14 protein-coding genes are annotated in these 15,108 nt (G+C 45.7%); 7 read left to right on the top strand and 7 right to left on the bottom strand.

Going from position 1 to position 15,108, the window contains the following annotated elements; all coding sequences use genetic code 11:
- The first annotated feature begins 130 nt into the window (after positions 1 to 130).
- From VXQ92_RS09330 to VXQ92_RS09315, 4 genes are read left to right on the top strand one after another with little or no spacing between them, the layout of a single operon-like run.
- Positions 131 to 835, top strand: a complete 705-nt coding sequence (locus VXQ92_RS09330; protein ID WP_064101801.1) for an energy transducer TonB — start codon at positions 131 to 133, stop codon at positions 833 to 835.
- A 35-nt stretch (positions 836 to 870) separates the two neighbouring features.
- Positions 871 to 1,770 (top strand): MotA/TolQ/ExbB proton channel family protein, encoded by a 900-nt coding sequence (locus VXQ92_RS09325; RefSeq protein ID WP_416681197.1) that lies wholly within the window; start codon positions 871 to 873, stop codon positions 1,768 to 1,770.
- Between the two features lie 16 nt (positions 1,771 to 1,786).
- Positions 1,787 to 2,212: an ExbD/TolR family protein gene (locus VXQ92_RS09320; RefSeq protein ID WP_064097007.1), complete on the top strand. Its 426-nt coding sequence runs from the start codon at positions 1,787 to 1,789 to the stop codon at positions 2,210 to 2,212.
- 21 nt (positions 2,213 to 2,233) lie between these two features.
- A complete protein-coding gene (locus VXQ92_RS09315; RefSeq protein ID WP_064097008.1) occupies positions 2,234 to 2,653 on the top strand; it encodes an ExbD/TolR family protein in 420 nt (139 codons plus the stop codon).
- A 55-nt stretch (positions 2,654 to 2,708) separates the two neighbouring features.
- On the opposite strand, the gene ftn is transcribed toward VXQ92_RS09315, so the two are convergent.
- Positions 2,709 to 3,173, bottom strand: a complete 465-nt coding sequence (gene ftn, locus VXQ92_RS09310) for a heteropolymeric bacterioferritin subunit Ftn (protein ID WP_064097009.1) — start codon at positions 3,171 to 3,173, stop codon at positions 2,709 to 2,711.
- Positions 3,174 to 3,509: 336 nt separating this feature from the next.
- On the opposite strand from ftn, the gene VXQ92_RS09305 reads away from it, so the two are divergent.
- The gene (locus tag VXQ92_RS09305; protein WP_416681196.1) at positions 3,510 to 4,577 is read left to right on the top strand and encodes an SDR family oxidoreductase; all 1,068 of its coding nucleotides are present in this window, start codon (positions 3,510 to 3,512) and stop codon (positions 4,575 to 4,577) included.
- Positions 4,578 to 4,656: 79 nt separating this feature from the next.
- Here the strand turns inward: VXQ92_RS09305 and ligA are convergent, their stop codons facing one another.
- The 5 genes from ligA to VXQ92_RS09280 all read right to left on the bottom strand — a co-directional run bounded on the left by ligA (position 4,657) and on the right by VXQ92_RS09280 (position 12,962).
- Positions 4,657 to 6,696: an NAD-dependent DNA ligase LigA gene (gene ligA / locus VXQ92_RS09300; RefSeq protein WP_416681195.1), complete on the bottom strand. Its 2,040-nt coding sequence runs from the start codon at positions 6,694 to 6,696 to the stop codon at positions 4,657 to 4,659.
- A 115-nt stretch (positions 6,697 to 6,811) separates the two neighbouring features.
- Positions 6,812 to 7,798 (bottom strand): cell division protein ZipA C-terminal FtsZ-binding domain-containing protein, encoded by a 987-nt coding sequence (locus VXQ92_RS09295; protein ID WP_416681194.1) that lies wholly within the window; start codon positions 7,796 to 7,798, stop codon positions 6,812 to 6,814.
- Position 7,799: 1 nt separating this feature from the next.
- Positions 7,800 to 11,252, bottom strand: a complete 3,453-nt coding sequence (gene smc / locus VXQ92_RS09290) for a chromosome segregation protein SMC (RefSeq protein ID WP_416681259.1) — start codon at positions 11,250 to 11,252, stop codon at positions 7,800 to 7,802.
- Between the two features lie 11 nt (positions 11,253 to 11,263).
- Complete coding sequence (locus VXQ92_RS09285; RefSeq protein ID WP_144724252.1) at positions 11,264 to 11,959, bottom strand: GntR family transcriptional regulator; 696 nt, start codon at positions 11,957 to 11,959, stop codon at positions 11,264 to 11,266.
- 199 nt (positions 11,960 to 12,158) lie between these two features.
- Complete coding sequence (locus VXQ92_RS09280) at positions 12,159 to 12,962, bottom strand: sulfite exporter TauE/SafE family protein (RefSeq protein WP_416681193.1); 804 nt, start codon at positions 12,960 to 12,962, stop codon at positions 12,159 to 12,161.
- Between the two features lie 27 nt (positions 12,963 to 12,989).
- Between VXQ92_RS09280 and VXQ92_RS09275 the strand changes: the two genes are divergently transcribed.
- Both VXQ92_RS09275 and VXQ92_RS09270 read left to right on the top strand, forming a co-directional pair.
- Positions 12,990 to 13,745 (top strand): biotin--[acetyl-CoA-carboxylase] ligase, encoded by a 756-nt coding sequence (locus VXQ92_RS09275; RefSeq protein WP_416681191.1) that lies wholly within the window; start codon positions 12,990 to 12,992, stop codon positions 13,743 to 13,745.
- Positions 13,746 to 13,759: 14 nt separating this feature from the next.
- The gene (locus tag VXQ92_RS09270) at positions 13,760 to 14,500 is read left to right on the top strand and encodes a type III pantothenate kinase (RefSeq protein ID WP_416681190.1); all 741 of its coding nucleotides are present in this window, start codon (positions 13,760 to 13,762) and stop codon (positions 14,498 to 14,500) included.
- Here the strand turns inward: VXQ92_RS09270 and VXQ92_RS09265 are convergent.
- Positions 14,454 to 15,059: an RBBP9/YdeN family alpha/beta hydrolase gene (locus VXQ92_RS09265; protein WP_416681189.1), complete on the bottom strand. Its 606-nt coding sequence runs from the start codon at positions 15,057 to 15,059 to the stop codon at positions 14,454 to 14,456. The genes VXQ92_RS09270 and VXQ92_RS09265 overlap by 47 nt on opposite strands.
- Positions 15,060 to 15,108 lie beyond the last annotated feature (49 nt).

The raw sequence follows: 15,108 nt of genomic DNA, 5'->3' as shown, positions 1-15,108 counted from the left end.
TGCTGCCAAGCGGTGTTTGCAGTTTTCCCCGTTTAATTTTGGCCAAACAAAAAATAATGCAGCCTGTAACTAAAAATAATTTTCTCATCAGTGCACTATTTCCTGTTTGTCTTAAATTCTAGGAGTCATGATGGGCACAAAGTTTGAAGACTTAGAAAAAAACTCCGCCAAAAAACTGACTGGTATTGGGGTGGTAATTTTATTGCATATTCTAGTTGGCCTGGTGCTGATAGCAGGTATGGCAAAAGAAATAATAAAACCGTCAGAACAGCCGGTAGAACTGATGATCATTCAGGATATTAAGCCGCCTGAACCTGAACCACCAAAAGAAACACCACCTGAACCACCTAAAATAGTGGAGAAAGTGGCGCAAGTGCCTGAGGTGAAACCGGTTGAAAAAGTCGTTCCTGTACAGAAAACACTTCCAACGCCAACCCAACCGACAACTGTTGCAGTACCTACCCCTGTTGCAGCCAGTCCTTCGCCAAGCCCAGTAGCAGCCCCGGCTCCAGTTGTTGCAGCCGCTCCAGCACCAGCTCCACCTCAGCCTTCTGGAGTCACTCGTGGTGTTTCTCAAGGTGAAGCGGGTTGTAAACGCCCAGACTATCCACGTGATGCACTAATGAATGAAGAGCAAGGTGAAGTGCTGATCTCTGTATATGTAAATACTGCTGGCAAGGTCCAGGATGCAAAGGTGAAAAAGTCGAGCGGAAGCCGTGCATTGGATCGTGCCGCATCGAAAGCCTTCAGTTTATGTACCTTCAAGCCGGCAATGAAAAATGGCGAACCGCAAGAATCTTGGTATGACATTCCATATGAATTTGTCCTTGACTAACAGATACAACAGATAAAGAAAAAATCAGGAGATCCATGATGAAAAAATCACTAAAACCTTTAAAAAATATGGCTGCTGCCGGCGTAATTGCCATGAGCACTTTATTGCCTTTACAAGCAGTTTTTGCAGAACAGTCCGCCACACCCAATACCAGTGCTGTCACTGAAACAGCGGTAACAACACCAGCAACAGCGGCTACACCGACCCCGCCGCCATTACCAGCTGAAGCTAAGGATGAAAAGGCTGGATATAATCCTTATGGTCTGGAAGCCATGTGGAAAGAAGGTGATATTGTTTCGAAAATTACCCTGTTCATTCTATTGATTATGTCGATTGGTACCTGGTACATCATGATCAGCAAATGCCTGCAACAAGGCAAGATTCGCAAGCAAGCCAAGGAAGCTGAACACCAGTTCTGGGAATCGTCTTCTCTGGATAACGCAGCCCAAAACCTCAATGAAGCCAGCGTCTACCGCTTTATTGCAGAAAAAGGTATCAAGTCGACCCAAAATCATGGTGGTAATTTACTTGAACGTATTGATTTCAATACCTGGGTCACCATTTCGATTTCCCGTGCAATCGACAAAATCCAGAACCATCTGAGTGGTGGCCTGGCCTTCCTTGCCACAGTCGGTTCTACTGCACCCTTTGTTGGCCTGTTTGGTACGGTTTGGGGTATCTACCACGCGCTTACCGCGATTGGTGTTTCTGGTCAGGCTTCGATTGATAAAGTAGCAGGTCCAGTGGGTGAAGCACTGATCATGACTGCAATCGGTCTGGCCGTCGCTGTACCGGCAGTACTGGGCTACAACTGGTTGACCCGCCGTAATAAAGCAGTGATGGAAGAAGTGCGTACTTTTGGTTCTGATTTACACGCAGTATTACTCAGCGGTGAAATTACAACCAATAATCCTGTTAATCGTGACGTGAAGTAAGAGTGAGGCATCAGCCATGGGAATGATGGTCAATTCAAACGACAGCGATGATGAGGTAATTGGAACCATTAATACCACCCCTTTGGTTGATATTATGCTGGTTCTGCTCATTATCTTCCTGATTACTGTACCGGTTGCCATTCATACTGTACCTGTCGATCTACCTGAAGAAAGAAATGTACCGTATGAAACCAAACCGGAAAACATCCAGCTGGCAGTTAACAAAACAGGTGATATTTTCTGGAACGAAATCTATATCGCAGATAAATCAGTTTTACTGACCCGTTTACAGGCAGAAGCCCAAAAACGTCCGCAGCCTGAAGTGCATATCCGTGGTGATCAGATAACGCCTTATGAGGCAATTGATCAGGTGATCAGCACGACCCAGCAAGCGGGTATTGGCAAAATTGCTTTTGTCACCACTCCGCCCGCTACACCTTAAGCACAAAGAGGGATTAAGTTTATGGGTATGAATGTTGGTTCAAATCAAGATGATGATGTGATGCTAGATGTCAACATGACACCACTGATTGATGTCATGCTGGTCTTGTTGATTATGTTTATCATCACAATTCCTTTACCAAACAACTCGATTAATATTGACCTGCCAAATGGCACACCGCCTGTAACCGAAGAAAAACCGCCTGAGCTGGTGGAATTACGTCTGGATGCACAAGGTAAGATTTTCTGGAATGATCAACCAGTAGAAAATACCCAGGCTCTGGAAAACTTATTCAAGACAGTAGCGCAAAAAGCGGATCAGGATCAGATTAAAATCAAGGCAGATCGTGCGACAGAATATAAGCATATCGCCATGGTCATGGCGGCAGCTCAACGGCTGGAAGTCAAAAAAATCGGGATCGTGAGTAATAATAATTCTTAAGTCATCAGTTATAAAAAAACCCAGCAAATGCTGGGTTTTTTTATAACTGCATATTTTACATTTGTGACTGAATATAATTTTGCAGACCAATCAGCTCGATCAAGCGTAACTGTTTTTCTAACCAGTAGGTATGATCTTCTTCAGTATCCGACATTTGCTGGCGCAGCATGTCACGGGTTACATAATCACCCTGCTCTTCGCAAAGTTTTACCCCTTGAGCCAGTTTTTCACGCACATGATATTCAAGCTTGAGGTCAGCTTTCAGACAAGTCACAACATCTGCACCCACTTCAATATCATCTCGCTGCATATTCGGCGTACCTTCCAGGAACAGGACACGACGGATCAGGGCATCTGCATGCTGTGCTTCTTCCTGCATTTCATGATCGATGCGTTCAAAGATTTTAGTCAGACCCCAATCTTCATACATACGAGAGTGAATCAGGTATTGGTCACGAGCAGCCAGTTCGCCACCGATCAGCATATTTAAATAATCTACGACTTCTGGATTACCGCGCATTTGAATTACTCCCTGCTTTTATCTTGCTATTATGGAGAAAAGATTTTCGATTTGCAAAATTAAAATTATTGTAAATATATGATTTTTATATAATTAAAATGAGAAGCACTTGCATTTACGCTCTCTATTAGGCCAAATCCCATTTATAAAACAAGGTGTTGCATTTTTTGTACCCGCTTTATTCAGATGAACTGGCTGGAATATTCAAACGTTTATTTTTGTAAATATTAATAAGCACTTATCTTGTTACTTATTTTTGTCTTGGACTCACTAGTTTGGTCTGGTTCGTGCATAATTGTGACGACGATGCGAAGTTAAAACAACAATGGTTAAAATATGACATTACAACACAGTACAGCACCTGTTCTGGTGACCGGTGCATCTGGCTATATTGCCAGCTGGGTGATCCAGAAACTTCTGACACAAGGTTATACCGTACATGCCACGGTACGTGATCTAAACAAAAGCCAGAGTTATACGCATTTGGAACAAATTGCTGACAGCAGTCCGGGCACACTTAAACTGTTTGAAGCCAATCTGCTCAAGCCAGGTTCTTTTAATGCAGCCATGCAAGGCTGTGAGATTGTCTTTCATATGGCTTCGCCTTTTGTGGTGACCAATTATAAAGATGCGCTCAAGGATATTATTGAACCTGCGATTTTAGGCACGCAAAATGTGCTCAACAGTGTCAATAAAACCGAATCGGTCCAACGTGTGATCGTGACGTCAAGTATTGCTTCAACTTATGGTGATGCAATTGATATTTTGCAAACCGAGCACACCAGCTTTGATGAATCACACTGGAACACCACCAGTTCAGAAATCCATCAGCCTTATCCATACTCCAAGGTTATGGCAGAACGTAAAGCCTGGGAAATGGCTGAAGCACAGGATCGCTGGGATCTGGTCTGCATCAATCCTGCACTGGTTTTTGGGCAATCCTTAACGCCAAATACCCAGTCTGGCAGCGTAGAAGTCCTGCAACAGTTCGCCAACGGCATGACCCTGCTTGGCGTTCCACCGATGTGGAATGGCGTGGTCGATGTTCAGGATGTCGCTGAAGCACATATCCGTGCTGCCTTTAACCCACAAGCGCACGGTCGCTATATTGTCTCTAGTGAGACTTTAAGCCTGCTGGAAATGGGTAAAATCCTGCGTGAAGCGTTTGGTCCTAAATTTCCGTTCCCGCGCAATCAACTGCCGAAAACAGCCTTCAAGCTGTTTGGTCCTGTGGCAGGCTTTAGTCGCAAGTTTGTCGAATTAAATATGGGCTATCCAATTTTCTTCAATGCTCAAAAAAGCAAGGATGAGCTCGGCATCGAATACCGCCCTGTGAATGAAAGTCTGGTCGAACATTTCCAGCAGCTGCTGGATGATGGTCTGGTCAAAAAATATATTCCTTAATTTTTTTCTTCCCTTCATAAAAAAGCCACCTTCTTGGTGGCTTTTTTATGAGCTAAAATTCTAAAAGATCTCGGAAAAATCAGCCTTCAAGCTGGCCATAGTTCTGCATCAAGGTAATAAATTGTTCTTCATTGATTACCGGTACGCCAAGCTTTTCTGCTTTGTCCAGTTTTGAGCCGGCTTTTTCACCTGCAACTACACATTTGGTCTTGCTAGACACACTCCCGCTAACCCGGGCACCTAATGCCTGTAATAATTGAGTCGCTTCATCACGTCCCATCGAACTTAAAGTGCCAGTCACGACCCAGCTTTCACCGTTCAGTGGCTGGCGGGTTGGTGCAATTGGTGCATCCCAATGAATGCCTGCTGCCAGCAAACGATCCAGAACTTCCAGGTTATGTGGGGCCTGGAAGAAATCCACAATCCACTCAGCAGTAATATCACCGACATCCGGGGTTTTCTTTAATGCTTCAATATCAGCATCGCGTAATGCTTCCAAAGTCTGGAAAGTATTAGCCAGCATACGTGCCGTAGTTTCTCCCACGCCACGAATACCGAGTGCATAGATGAAAGCTGCCAATGTGGTTTTCTTGCTGTTCTCGATAGAATCAATTAAATTCTGGACCGATTTCTCCCCCATTTTTTCGATCTGGAGTAACTGTTCACGGTGCTTATGCAGATGGTAAATATCTGATACATCTTTCAGAAGATTTAGATGTAGCAGTGACTCTACCCAGCGATCACCCAGCCCTTCGATATCCATGGCCTTACGCGACACAAAGTGACGAATGGTTTCGATCCGCTGTGCAGCACAATAGAGTTCGCCAGAACAGCGAGCCAATGCTTCACCTTCCGGCATCACCACTGGTGAATCACATACCGGACAATTGGCCGGTAAATGCACTTCTACGGCATCGACTGGGCGGAATTCCGGCCAGACCTTTTCGACTTTAGGAATCACATCACCACTGCGGTATACGCTGACTGTATCCCCGATTCTTACGTCTAAACGGTGAATTTCACCGATATTATGCAAGGTCACATTGGAAACCGTAACGCCACCGACTGCAACCGGATTCAGGCGTGCTACAGGGGTCAGAGTCCCGGTACGGCCTACCTGCCAGTCAATATTTTCCACTGTGGTCAGTGCAGCCACTGCAGGGAATTTATAGGCAGTGGCCCAGCGTGGTTCCCGGCTCAGAAAACCTAGTTTTTGTTGCTGTTTCAGATCATTGACCTTGATCACCATGCCATCAATTTCAACGCTTAGCTTCGGACGTTTCTCCATGACCTGCTCATAAACCTGCTGCACTTCTTCAATGCTGCTACAGACAAAATGGCACTCACCTACAGCAAAGCCAAATTGTTGCAGCCATTCCAGACTGCCCGACATGGTGCTTTGACCATGAGGCGGTACACACTGAGCAATGCCATACGCATAAAATGCCAATGGTCGTGAAGCAGCAATATTCGGATCCAGCTGACGTAAACTACCTGCAGCAGCATTTCGCGGATTGGCAAAGGTTTTTTCGCCCTTGGCGGCATTGGCAGCATTCAGACGTTCAAAGCCAGACTTGGGCATCAGCACTTCGCCGCGTACCTCCAGAAGCTCTGGAATAATTCCATTGACTGGAGGCAGGAATTTTGGCAGGTTACGGATCGTTTTGACATTCTGGGTAATATCTTCACCCGTTTCGCCATCACCACGCGTGACACCGCGCACCAGTACGCCATGTTCATACCAGAGTGAAATCGCCAGGCCATCAAATTTCAGCTCAACATCATATTCAATTTTTTGATTTGGCAAACGTTCTTCAATACGGCGGGCAAAAGCCAGCAGATCTTCCTGATTGAACACATTCCCCAAAGACAGCATCGGCACGGCATGCGTGACAGTTACAAATTTTGCAAGTGCCTGCCCCCCCACCTTGATAGTGGGTGTATCGGGTTGCTGCAAGTGTGGATATTGTTCTTCTAGGGCTTTGAGCTGATGAAAGAGCTGATCATATTCACTGTCTTCAATGCTCGGTTGATCCATCACATAATAAGCATGATTATGCTTGGCAAGCAGTTGAATCAATTGACGCATTTGCGCAATCACAGTGGCATCTTGGGTCATAATTTCACCATAAAAAAGGGCGGAAAATCCGCCCTGTAGAATATTCAGCTTTTGGCTATTATAAAAATTGCAGTCTACAGATTCAACTTGGAGATTGAACAAAGCAATCTTCGAATCAGGTGGCCTGTCCCGGGCGATAATCAATTGCCTGATGGCGCCAGAATTCACGTAATTGTGGCGTGAATTCCTGCTGGTTCTGATCATAGACCAGACCATCCACTTCACGAGCAATTAACCGCGAAATACTGTCCATGGTATCAAAAGCATTTTGTACATCACTATGCGGTAAAGCCAGGAAGAATGCCAGACCTTTGACTTCCTGAGTCGACAGAGTCTCCAGATCAAAGCCTTCCATACCTGTATCAGTCATTTGCAGTACCGAAAACAGCAGTTTTGAACCATCTTCACTATAACGGTGAAAACAGGCCAGTTCGCCATAACGCAGACCATATTTCAGTAGAACTTTCAAAGTCTTATCACCTGAAAGCACACGACCTTGCGGATAGATATGCAAAGAAATAATGGTTTCAGCACTGGATAATGCACTTTCTTCATCCACTATTTTTTGCTCATGCAGATGTGCATCCAGAATACTGCTTTCATCATTAAATTCAGAAATTTCAGCTTTTTCAATATTGCTGTTCAGACTGAATTCGGCAGCTTTATCTTTATTTTCGGCGTGATTGTTTTCCTGTTCTGTTTCAGCCAGCTTTTGCTCTACTGCTGTGTCAGCTGCTTCTGTCGCGACCGATGTTGCCCCCACTTTAGCCTCTGTCACATCGCCCGAATGGGCAGCTACAGGAGTTTCAACCGCTTTTGGCTCAACCGGAGTTGATCCAGCCTTACGAAAGGCGGAAGGCTTTTCAGGAGCCGGTTCACCTGCACTCAGGCTTGGCTCTATGCGTTGTGTTGAATCTGCGTCCTGCTTTGCCAGTTGCGATCGTACATGCCGAGGAATGACAGGGGTCTGGCTATCCGGGTCGATATGCAGGCTGGCATCCAGTGAAGGAGCTGCCTCGACAGGTTTTTTGAGCAACATTCTGATGCCCAACAGCATGATGATAATTGCAATAACAATCCCGATAATGGTGGTGATTTCCATATTATACCTCCGCAGCTAAGCCGTATTCTTTTGCCTGTTCCAAATTTACTGTCACTAATTTTGAGGTTCCCGGTTCAGGCATGGTTACACCTAAAAGATCAGTCGCCATCATCATTGCAAGTTTGTTATGGGTAATATAAATAAATTGCACTTGTTCAGAAAGCTCTTTGACTAAATTACAAAAACGTCCCACATTGGCATCATCCAGGGGTGCATCGACTTCATCCAGTACACAAAATGGTGCCGGATTTAAGCGGAAAATTGCGAAGACCAATGCCAAGGCAGTTAAAGCCTTTTCCCCGCCAGAAAGTAACGCGAGTGAACTGTTACGCTTGCCTGGTGGTCGGGCCATTAGTTTTACACCCGATTGCCATCCATCTTCAAGACTTAAACTCGCTTCACCGCCCTCAAATACTTTCGGAAACAGGTTTTGCAGCTCGGCATTGACCTGATCAAACGTGTGCATAAACAGTTTACGGGTTTCCTGATCAATACTTTTCATCGCAGCCTGTAGCTGTTCAACCGTATTTTCCAGATCCTGCATCTGGTGACTCAGTTCCTCGTAACGTTTTGATACTTCTTCATATTCTTCAGAAGCCGCCAGATTGACTGCGCCGAGTTTATCGAACTGGGTTTGGGCTTTTTCCAGCTTCGCCTGATGGGCTTTAATATCAATATTTAAGCCGCTAATGACATCATGGTTCAGTTCTTTCAGCTGTTCTGAATAATGCTGCAAATCAGATTTGGCTGCCTGCCAAGCTAAACGTTTGGCTTCCAGCTCACTACGCAGCTGTTCATCCTGCTGCTGGAAGCTGTGACGCTGTTCGGTCAGCTGCTGCTGCTTGCTCTGCACCTGATTTAATTCAACCTGCCAGTCGGCCCAGGTCTTTTGCAGCTTTTCAGTGATCTGCGCCTGTTCATTAAACTGACTCTGTAAAGCAGGCAATTCTAGCTGTACCGGATCGACAAATTTCTTGGCCTGTTCGATTTGTGCAGTAATTTGCTGAAACTGTTCTTTCAGGAATACCTGATCTTTTTCCAGTAATTCGATCTGCTGCTGGCTTTGCACACATTGACGGCGTAGCAATTCCAGTTCCTGCTGCGCTTGCTGGCTAAGCTGCTGCGAGTCATCTAACTGAGCACTCAATTCTTCTAGCTGAAATTGCAGGGTTTTATAATTCGGTAAAGCCTGTTCCAGCTTTAGATTCAGGGCATGCAGATCAATTTCCAGATCGTCTTTTTGCATGGCATCTTCTTCAAGCTGCTCATCCAGTTGTTGCAGCTGATGCTGTAATTGCTGCTTTTGCAATGCGAAAGCCTGCGCACTGCTTTGTACTTTGGCAATCTTGACATCGAGCTGCTGCAGCTGTTTTTGAGCTTGTTTCTGCTGCTCGCTGATACTCTGAATCTGGCTTTGCAAAGTTTTAACCTGATCGGTGAGTTCAGGTAACTGCTGCTCCAGCTGCATAAACTTAGGTTCAAGTTTCGCAAGCTGCTGCTCTATTTCATCCAGTCGAATTCGATGGCTTAAAGCACCTTGTCCGGCCTGACTGGCTTCATCATAATCCAGGGCAATGACCCAGTCTGCACCGACATGGTAGCCATCCAGACTTAAAATCGACTGGCCTGCGCTTAGTTGGGTTTGCAAATCAAGAGCATGTCTAAAGTTCTCAGTCACAGCCACCTGTTGCCAGAGTGAATATTGAGGCTCATCAATCCAGTCTGCCAGACATGGGAGACCGGCAATCTGAATTTTATCCTGAACAGCCTGTTGCTTTAACTGACGCGCACAATCTTCAAGGAAGTACTCGCCCTCAGCCAGAATCTGGGCAGACAGCCATTTTGCCAGAAACTTTTCGATCAGGCTGGCATGTGCCTTGCCTGCATCATTGAGCTTAAGTACATGCATCAGCTGGACCGCATCACTCTTGCTATTCGGGTTGGCTTTGGTCAGTAATTGGCTCAGGTTTTTCTGTTCTGAATGTAGCACCTGAATTTCAGATTTGAGCTGCATCAAGCGCTGTTGTTGGGTCGCCTGCTCTTCCTGAATCTGCTCGAATTGAGTTCTTAAATCTGTTAATTGAATTTCATAGCCAACGATTTGCTGTTCAGCTTGGGCTTTATCTGTCTGATACTGCTCCAGCTCATCTTGCTGCGCCTGTTGCTGAATCTGTGTGCTTTGCTGTTGTAGCGTCTGTTTCTGCTGTTCAATCCGTTCAATATTCTTTGCCAGTTGCTCGCTTTGAGCCAGCATTTGCAATTTACGCTGTTGCTGCTGTTCGACCTGAGTTTTAATCTGTGCGAATTGCGCTGTAATTGTACTCTGCTGGGATTTGAGCTCACTCAGATTCTGACTATGCGTCTGACTCTGGCCATCTTGTTGCTGCAATTGTGCCTGCTGATCTTCAAATTGCTGCTGTAAAGTATCGAGTTGCAGTTCAATCAACTGCAAACGCTCTTTGGTCTGGGCTTTTTGCTGTTCCAGTTTAACCAGACTTGTAGAATTCTGCTCCAGCAAAGACTGCTTTTGCTGCAGTGTCATTTCCAGTTCAGCCAGTTTTTTCTCGGCCTGTTGCCATTCGCTTTGCAAAGGGGTGGATTGCTGAATCAGACGCTGGAACAGTTCACTGGTACTGCCTAAATCATGTTCTACGGTAGTCAGTTCAGAACGCACCAGCTTAAACTTTTCCCCGAGCGTATTCATCTCAAGGGTATATTCTTCCTGTAAGCGCTGGCTCTGCTCACATTGAAAAGACAGAATTTCAATCTTGATCGTACGGATCTGCCCTTCCAGTTCTTTATATTGAATCGCACTTTCCGACTGACGTTTCAGGGTTTTTAGCTGGGATTTCAGTTCAGAAGCAATATCTTCCAGACGCGACAGGTTTTGTGTGGTGTGATCCAGATGCAGCATGGTTTCACGGCGACGCGCCTGATAGCGCGATACCCCAGCCGCTTCTTCGATATAAACCCGCATTTCATCTGGCTTGGCATCCACCAGACGGTTGATCATGCCCTGCTCGATAATCGCATAGGAACGCGGACCCAAACCGGTGCCAAGGAAAATATCGGTAATATCACGACGACGGCATTTGCTGCCATTCAGGAAATATTCGGACTTGCCATCGCGGTTGACCTGCCGGCGTACCGCCAGTTCATTATAGGCATTATAGGCACCGCCGAGCTTGCCATAAGTATTGTCAAAGCGCAGTTCCACACTGGCCATACCGACCGGTTTACGCTTGGCAGTTCCGGTAAAGATGACATCCTGCATGCTGCCACCACGCAACTGACGCGCACTGGACTCGCCCATGACCCAGCGTATGGCATCAATGACATTGGATTTACCACAACCATTTGGTCCCACGACCGCAGTACGATTATCTTTAAAATGTAAGGTGGTACTGTCGGCAAAAGATTTAAAGCCTGAAAGTTTTAAACTGCTTAAACGCATAATGTCCTGATTTAACGTCGTGAGCGTCTGGCCCACGCGAGTTCAATTTGTTTCATCCGTGTCAGAGATTCCAACACAAGGTTGCGCAAGTGTCGACAAAAATCTTCCATAAATAAAGTGGCCTGATGGGTTTTTCGTATCAAAATTGCTTCAGTGACCAGTTTAAATAAGTCAAAAGATTCTTGTAACTCGCGTCTGGAAATATTCAGGGTCAGAAAATAGCTCCGACGTAAAGATGGCAGCAGTTCCTGATAGTAGCGCATCAGATAAGGATTCCCCACCATCTCATGCTGCTGGGCCATGCCCTGAAAGATCAAATCATAAAACTTTTCAGTGTGTCCTTGGCGGGTTTCTGCTTCTAATTGCTCTAATAATAGCTGAATGCGCTCAGCTTCATGCACCCGCCAGGTCTCCGCCATGCGATGCACCATCTGCCCGAGCAATAACGAGGTCATGTCAAATAAGGCACGCACCTGCAAGGCCGACATTTCTGAAACAATTGCTCCCCGGCGTGGAAAAATTTCAATCAGTTGGGTGCGTTCCAGCAACAACAGTGCTTCACGAACCGAACCCCGGCTGACATCAAGCTCCGAGGCAATCCTAAGTTCCTGTATACGTTCGCCTTCGACCAGTTCACCGCGAATAATTTGTTCGCTAATATGCTTGGCAATCTGCTCAGACAAACTTTGCGCTTGTTCTAATGGCATACCGTTCCTGTGTTTATTTTTATGAATAATGGTTTAACCCTTTATTTGGGCTATGTTGCTATTAAACGGCTTTTTTTTAATGATTACTTTGACATTGTCAGACAATCTTGTGTCTATATAGCCAACTCCCACTTACAAAAAAGGAGAATAGTGATCTATTCTCCTGCAGCGACGCATTGATTTAACCTGAACATTTGAATCAGGCAATGAAACCCTGATAAATAAAATACAGGCCGACGGTAGTCAGCAAGGCCGCAAAACATTTTTTCAATACAGCCGGTGAAAGCAGATGTGCCACTTTTGCGCCCAGTTTCGCAGTGAAAAAGCTCATCGTGCTGATACCGAGAAACGCATAAATATGAATATAACCGATAGTATTTGGTACGGTGACCTGCGCCTGTTTACCAAACCACATAAAACCTAATGCACCCGCGATTGCAATTGGCAAGCCACAAGCGGCAGAGGTCGCTACTGCTTTTTGCATGACAACCCCACAGCGATTCAGAAATGGGACCGTCAAACTGCCCCCGCCAATTCCAAAAATGGCCGATGCCACACCGATCCCGCCACCCGCAGCAATTTGCAGCGGTGTTGAAGGTAATTTTTGGTTTGGATCGACCTGAATATTGGCACCTTTAAACATTCGAAACGCTACCCAGACCGCAAAGAACCCGATTAACAATTGCAAACCTCGACCAGATAAATAATCGGCAATCCCCGCACCCACAAATGACCCTATCACCAGACCTGGCGCCAGATTACGAAACACAGGCCACAGCACTGCCCCTCGTTGATGATGTGCCATGACCGAGCTGATAGAAGTCACAATAATCGTCGCCAGGGAAGTACCCACCGCCATATGCATAATCACGCTAGGATCGTACTGAAGCTGGGTAAAAACAATGTAGAGGATGGGTACAATGATCAGACCTCCACCGACTCCAAACAGGCCTGCGGCGAATCCGGCAATTGCACCAATCAATAAATATATGATTAACTCCATAACGATATTTACCACGTTTAGATTCAAATGGATGTAGAAACTCGTGAACTGCAACAACGATTAAGCGATGCAGGCCAACTCCCGGAAGTATTACTCATCAAACCGATTACCACATCGACCAATGATGATGTGCGCGAATTGGCAACGAAAGGGGTACAGCAGGTTCTGGTATGCAGTCATGTGCAGACCCACGGCCGTGGACAGCGTCAACGTCAGTGGATATCACCTGAAGGGAACATCTATTTAAGCACATTGCTGCATACACAAAAACCCATTGATGGTCGTCTGGCGCTAGAAATTGCGTTAAATATCTTGCAAATGCCAAGCCTAAAAGGCCTGGAATTACAGGTGAAATGGCCGAATGACCTGTACAGCCTGCATGGAAAATGGGGGGGTATTCTGGTCGAGCCAGTTTCAACCACGCAGGTGGTGGTCGGGGTCGGGCTAAATATTGATCCTCTGCCCACCAACCTTCCAGACCAGCTGGTCAGTTCCCTGAGCGAGCTGGGTTTATCCTGCACCTCAAGAGTCGAACTGATTGCCCAGTTATATCTGGCGATTCAACAAGCCGGGCAATGGTTTAATTATGGCAGTCAAAATCTGGCGGCGCGTTTCAATCGATCGGCTGCATTTATGCAACAAACAGTTGAATTTACCGATGTGCAAGGGCAATATTCCGGTACTTTTCTCGGAATTCAGGATGATGGTGCAGTCAAGATTTTGACCGATCAAGGAATCCAGACTTTTTATCAGGGACAGCTCCGCCTTCAACACGGTGGATGAACAGGCATACAGCAATGAAAAAATTATGGTTGGATATTGGCAATACCAGGCTGAAATACTGGATTACCGAGCATGATCAGATTATTGAACAGGCAGCGGAATTACATTTACAGTCTCCTGCCGATTTATTACTGGGCCTAATCCAGCATTTTAAAACACTGGGCTTGCATCAGGTGGGTCTATCCTCGGTCCAGGATAAAATCAATAATGAGCGTATTCTCAGCATTTTAGAAAGTCTGCATATTCCAGTGATTTTTGCTCAGGTACAGGCGGAATATGCTGGTCTGATCTGTGGCTATGATGAACCTTCTCAGCTGGGCATTGACCGCTGGTTACAGGTACTTGCAGTGGCGACTCAAGCGCATAAAAATTACTGTGTAATTAGTTGTGGTACGGCACTGACCATTGATCTGGCGCAAGGACAACAACATTTGGGTGGATTTATTCTGCCGAATCTGTACTTGCAACGCGATGCACTGATTCAGAATACCAAAGGCATTAAAATTCCGGAGGGTGCTTTTTCTGAACTTAATCCTGGCCGCAATACCTTGGATGCTGTACATCATGGCATTCTGCTGGGCCTGCTCAGCACCATTGAAAAAGTCCTGTATGATTTCCCAGCACAGCTGGTTTTAACCGGTGGAGATGCTCCACTGTTTGCGCAGCATCTCAGCCATCACCATCCCCAGATTGAACCTGATCTTTTACTTAAAGGCCTGCAGCATTTTGCAGCTCATTTGCCAGACACTGTTTGATAATATCCAGCAATTGAGGGAATTCGGAAAAGCCATCAGATTTATTAAAATGCCCGGCTTTTTTGATCTCAAAAATTTGTGCATTCAAGCTATGGGCTAAACGCAAGGAAATCGGTGCAGGCACATAGGGATCATTACTGGAAATCAGCATCACCGCACGTTTATAGCTATAGGGCAAGTTTTTCAGATCAAGTCGCACAGCCTGCAGTATTTTATTCAGTTCTGACCATGCCACCAAGGGTGTATCAAAGGCTGAGACCAGAATGATGCCGCCAATCTTGCGTTGCTGCTGAATATAATGTTCCTGTAAAAAGTTTAAAACACTGACGCAACTCAGGCCATGTGCAACTAAAAAGGTATGTTCATCCATGTGCGGAATGTGCAGTTTCAGATTCTGCTGCCACTCTTCTAAATCAGGCTGAAAAGGGTTGGCCAGCATAATCCGCTTGGACTCAAAACCGGCATTTTTAAGCTGGCGACTGAGCCAAGGGTACCAGTGATCATTGGAGGTCGCCTGATAATCCGGCACGATATAGACTTTTTTTATTATATTTTTCATAGTGCATTACTTATAATTATTGAACGCAAACGGCGTCGATAAAAATCAG

This window comes from Acinetobacter sp. 228 (genome assembly GCF_048147885.1).
This window is presented reverse-complemented; position numbering and strand designations above follow the sequence as displayed.

Excerpts from the sequence above, each read along its gene's own strand:
- VXQ92_RS09330 (WP_064101801.1), top strand. The coding sequence starts at position 131 with ATGGGCACAAAGTTTGAAGACTTAGAAAAAAACTCCGCCAAAAAACTG.
- VXQ92_RS09325 (WP_416681197.1), top strand. The coding sequence starts at position 871 with ATGATGAAAAAATCACTAAAACCTTTAAAAAATATGGCTGCTGCCGGC.
- VXQ92_RS09320 (WP_064097007.1), top strand. The coding sequence starts at position 1,787 with ATGGGAATGATGGTCAATTCAAACGACAGCGATGATGAGGTAATTGGA.
- VXQ92_RS09315 (WP_064097008.1), top strand. The coding sequence starts at position 2,234 with ATGGGTATGAATGTTGGTTCAAATCAAGATGATGATGTGATGCTAGAT.
- ftn (WP_064097009.1), bottom strand. The coding sequence starts at position 3,173 with ATGCGCGGTAATCCAGAAGTCGTAGATTATTTAAATATGCTGATCGGT.
- VXQ92_RS09305 (WP_416681196.1), top strand. The coding sequence starts at position 3,510 with ATGACATTACAACACAGTACAGCACCTGTTCTGGTGACCGGTGCATCT.
- ligA (WP_416681195.1), bottom strand. The coding sequence starts at position 6,696 with ATGACCCAAGATGCCACTGTGATTGCGCAAATGCGTCAATTGATTCAA.
- VXQ92_RS09295 (WP_416681194.1), bottom strand. The coding sequence starts at position 7,798 with ATGGAAATCACCACCATTATCGGGATTGTTATTGCAATTATCATCATG.
- smc (WP_416681259.1), bottom strand. The coding sequence starts at position 11,252 with ATGCGTTTAAGCAGTTTAAAACTTTCAGGCTTTAAATCTTTTGCCGAC.
- VXQ92_RS09285 (WP_144724252.1), bottom strand. The coding sequence starts at position 11,959 with ATGCCATTAGAACAAGCGCAAAGTTTGTCTGAGCAGATTGCCAAGCAT.
- VXQ92_RS09280 (WP_416681193.1), bottom strand. The coding sequence starts at position 12,962 with ATGGAGTTAATCATATATTTATTGATTGGTGCAATTGCCGGATTCGCC.
- VXQ92_RS09275 (WP_416681191.1), top strand. The coding sequence starts at position 12,990 with ATGGATGTAGAAACTCGTGAACTGCAACAACGATTAAGCGATGCAGGC.
- VXQ92_RS09270 (WP_416681190.1), top strand. The coding sequence starts at position 13,760 with ATGAAAAAATTATGGTTGGATATTGGCAATACCAGGCTGAAATACTGG.
- VXQ92_RS09265 (WP_416681189.1), bottom strand. The coding sequence starts at position 15,059 with ATGAAAAATATAATAAAAAAAGTCTATATCGTGCCGGATTATCAGGCG.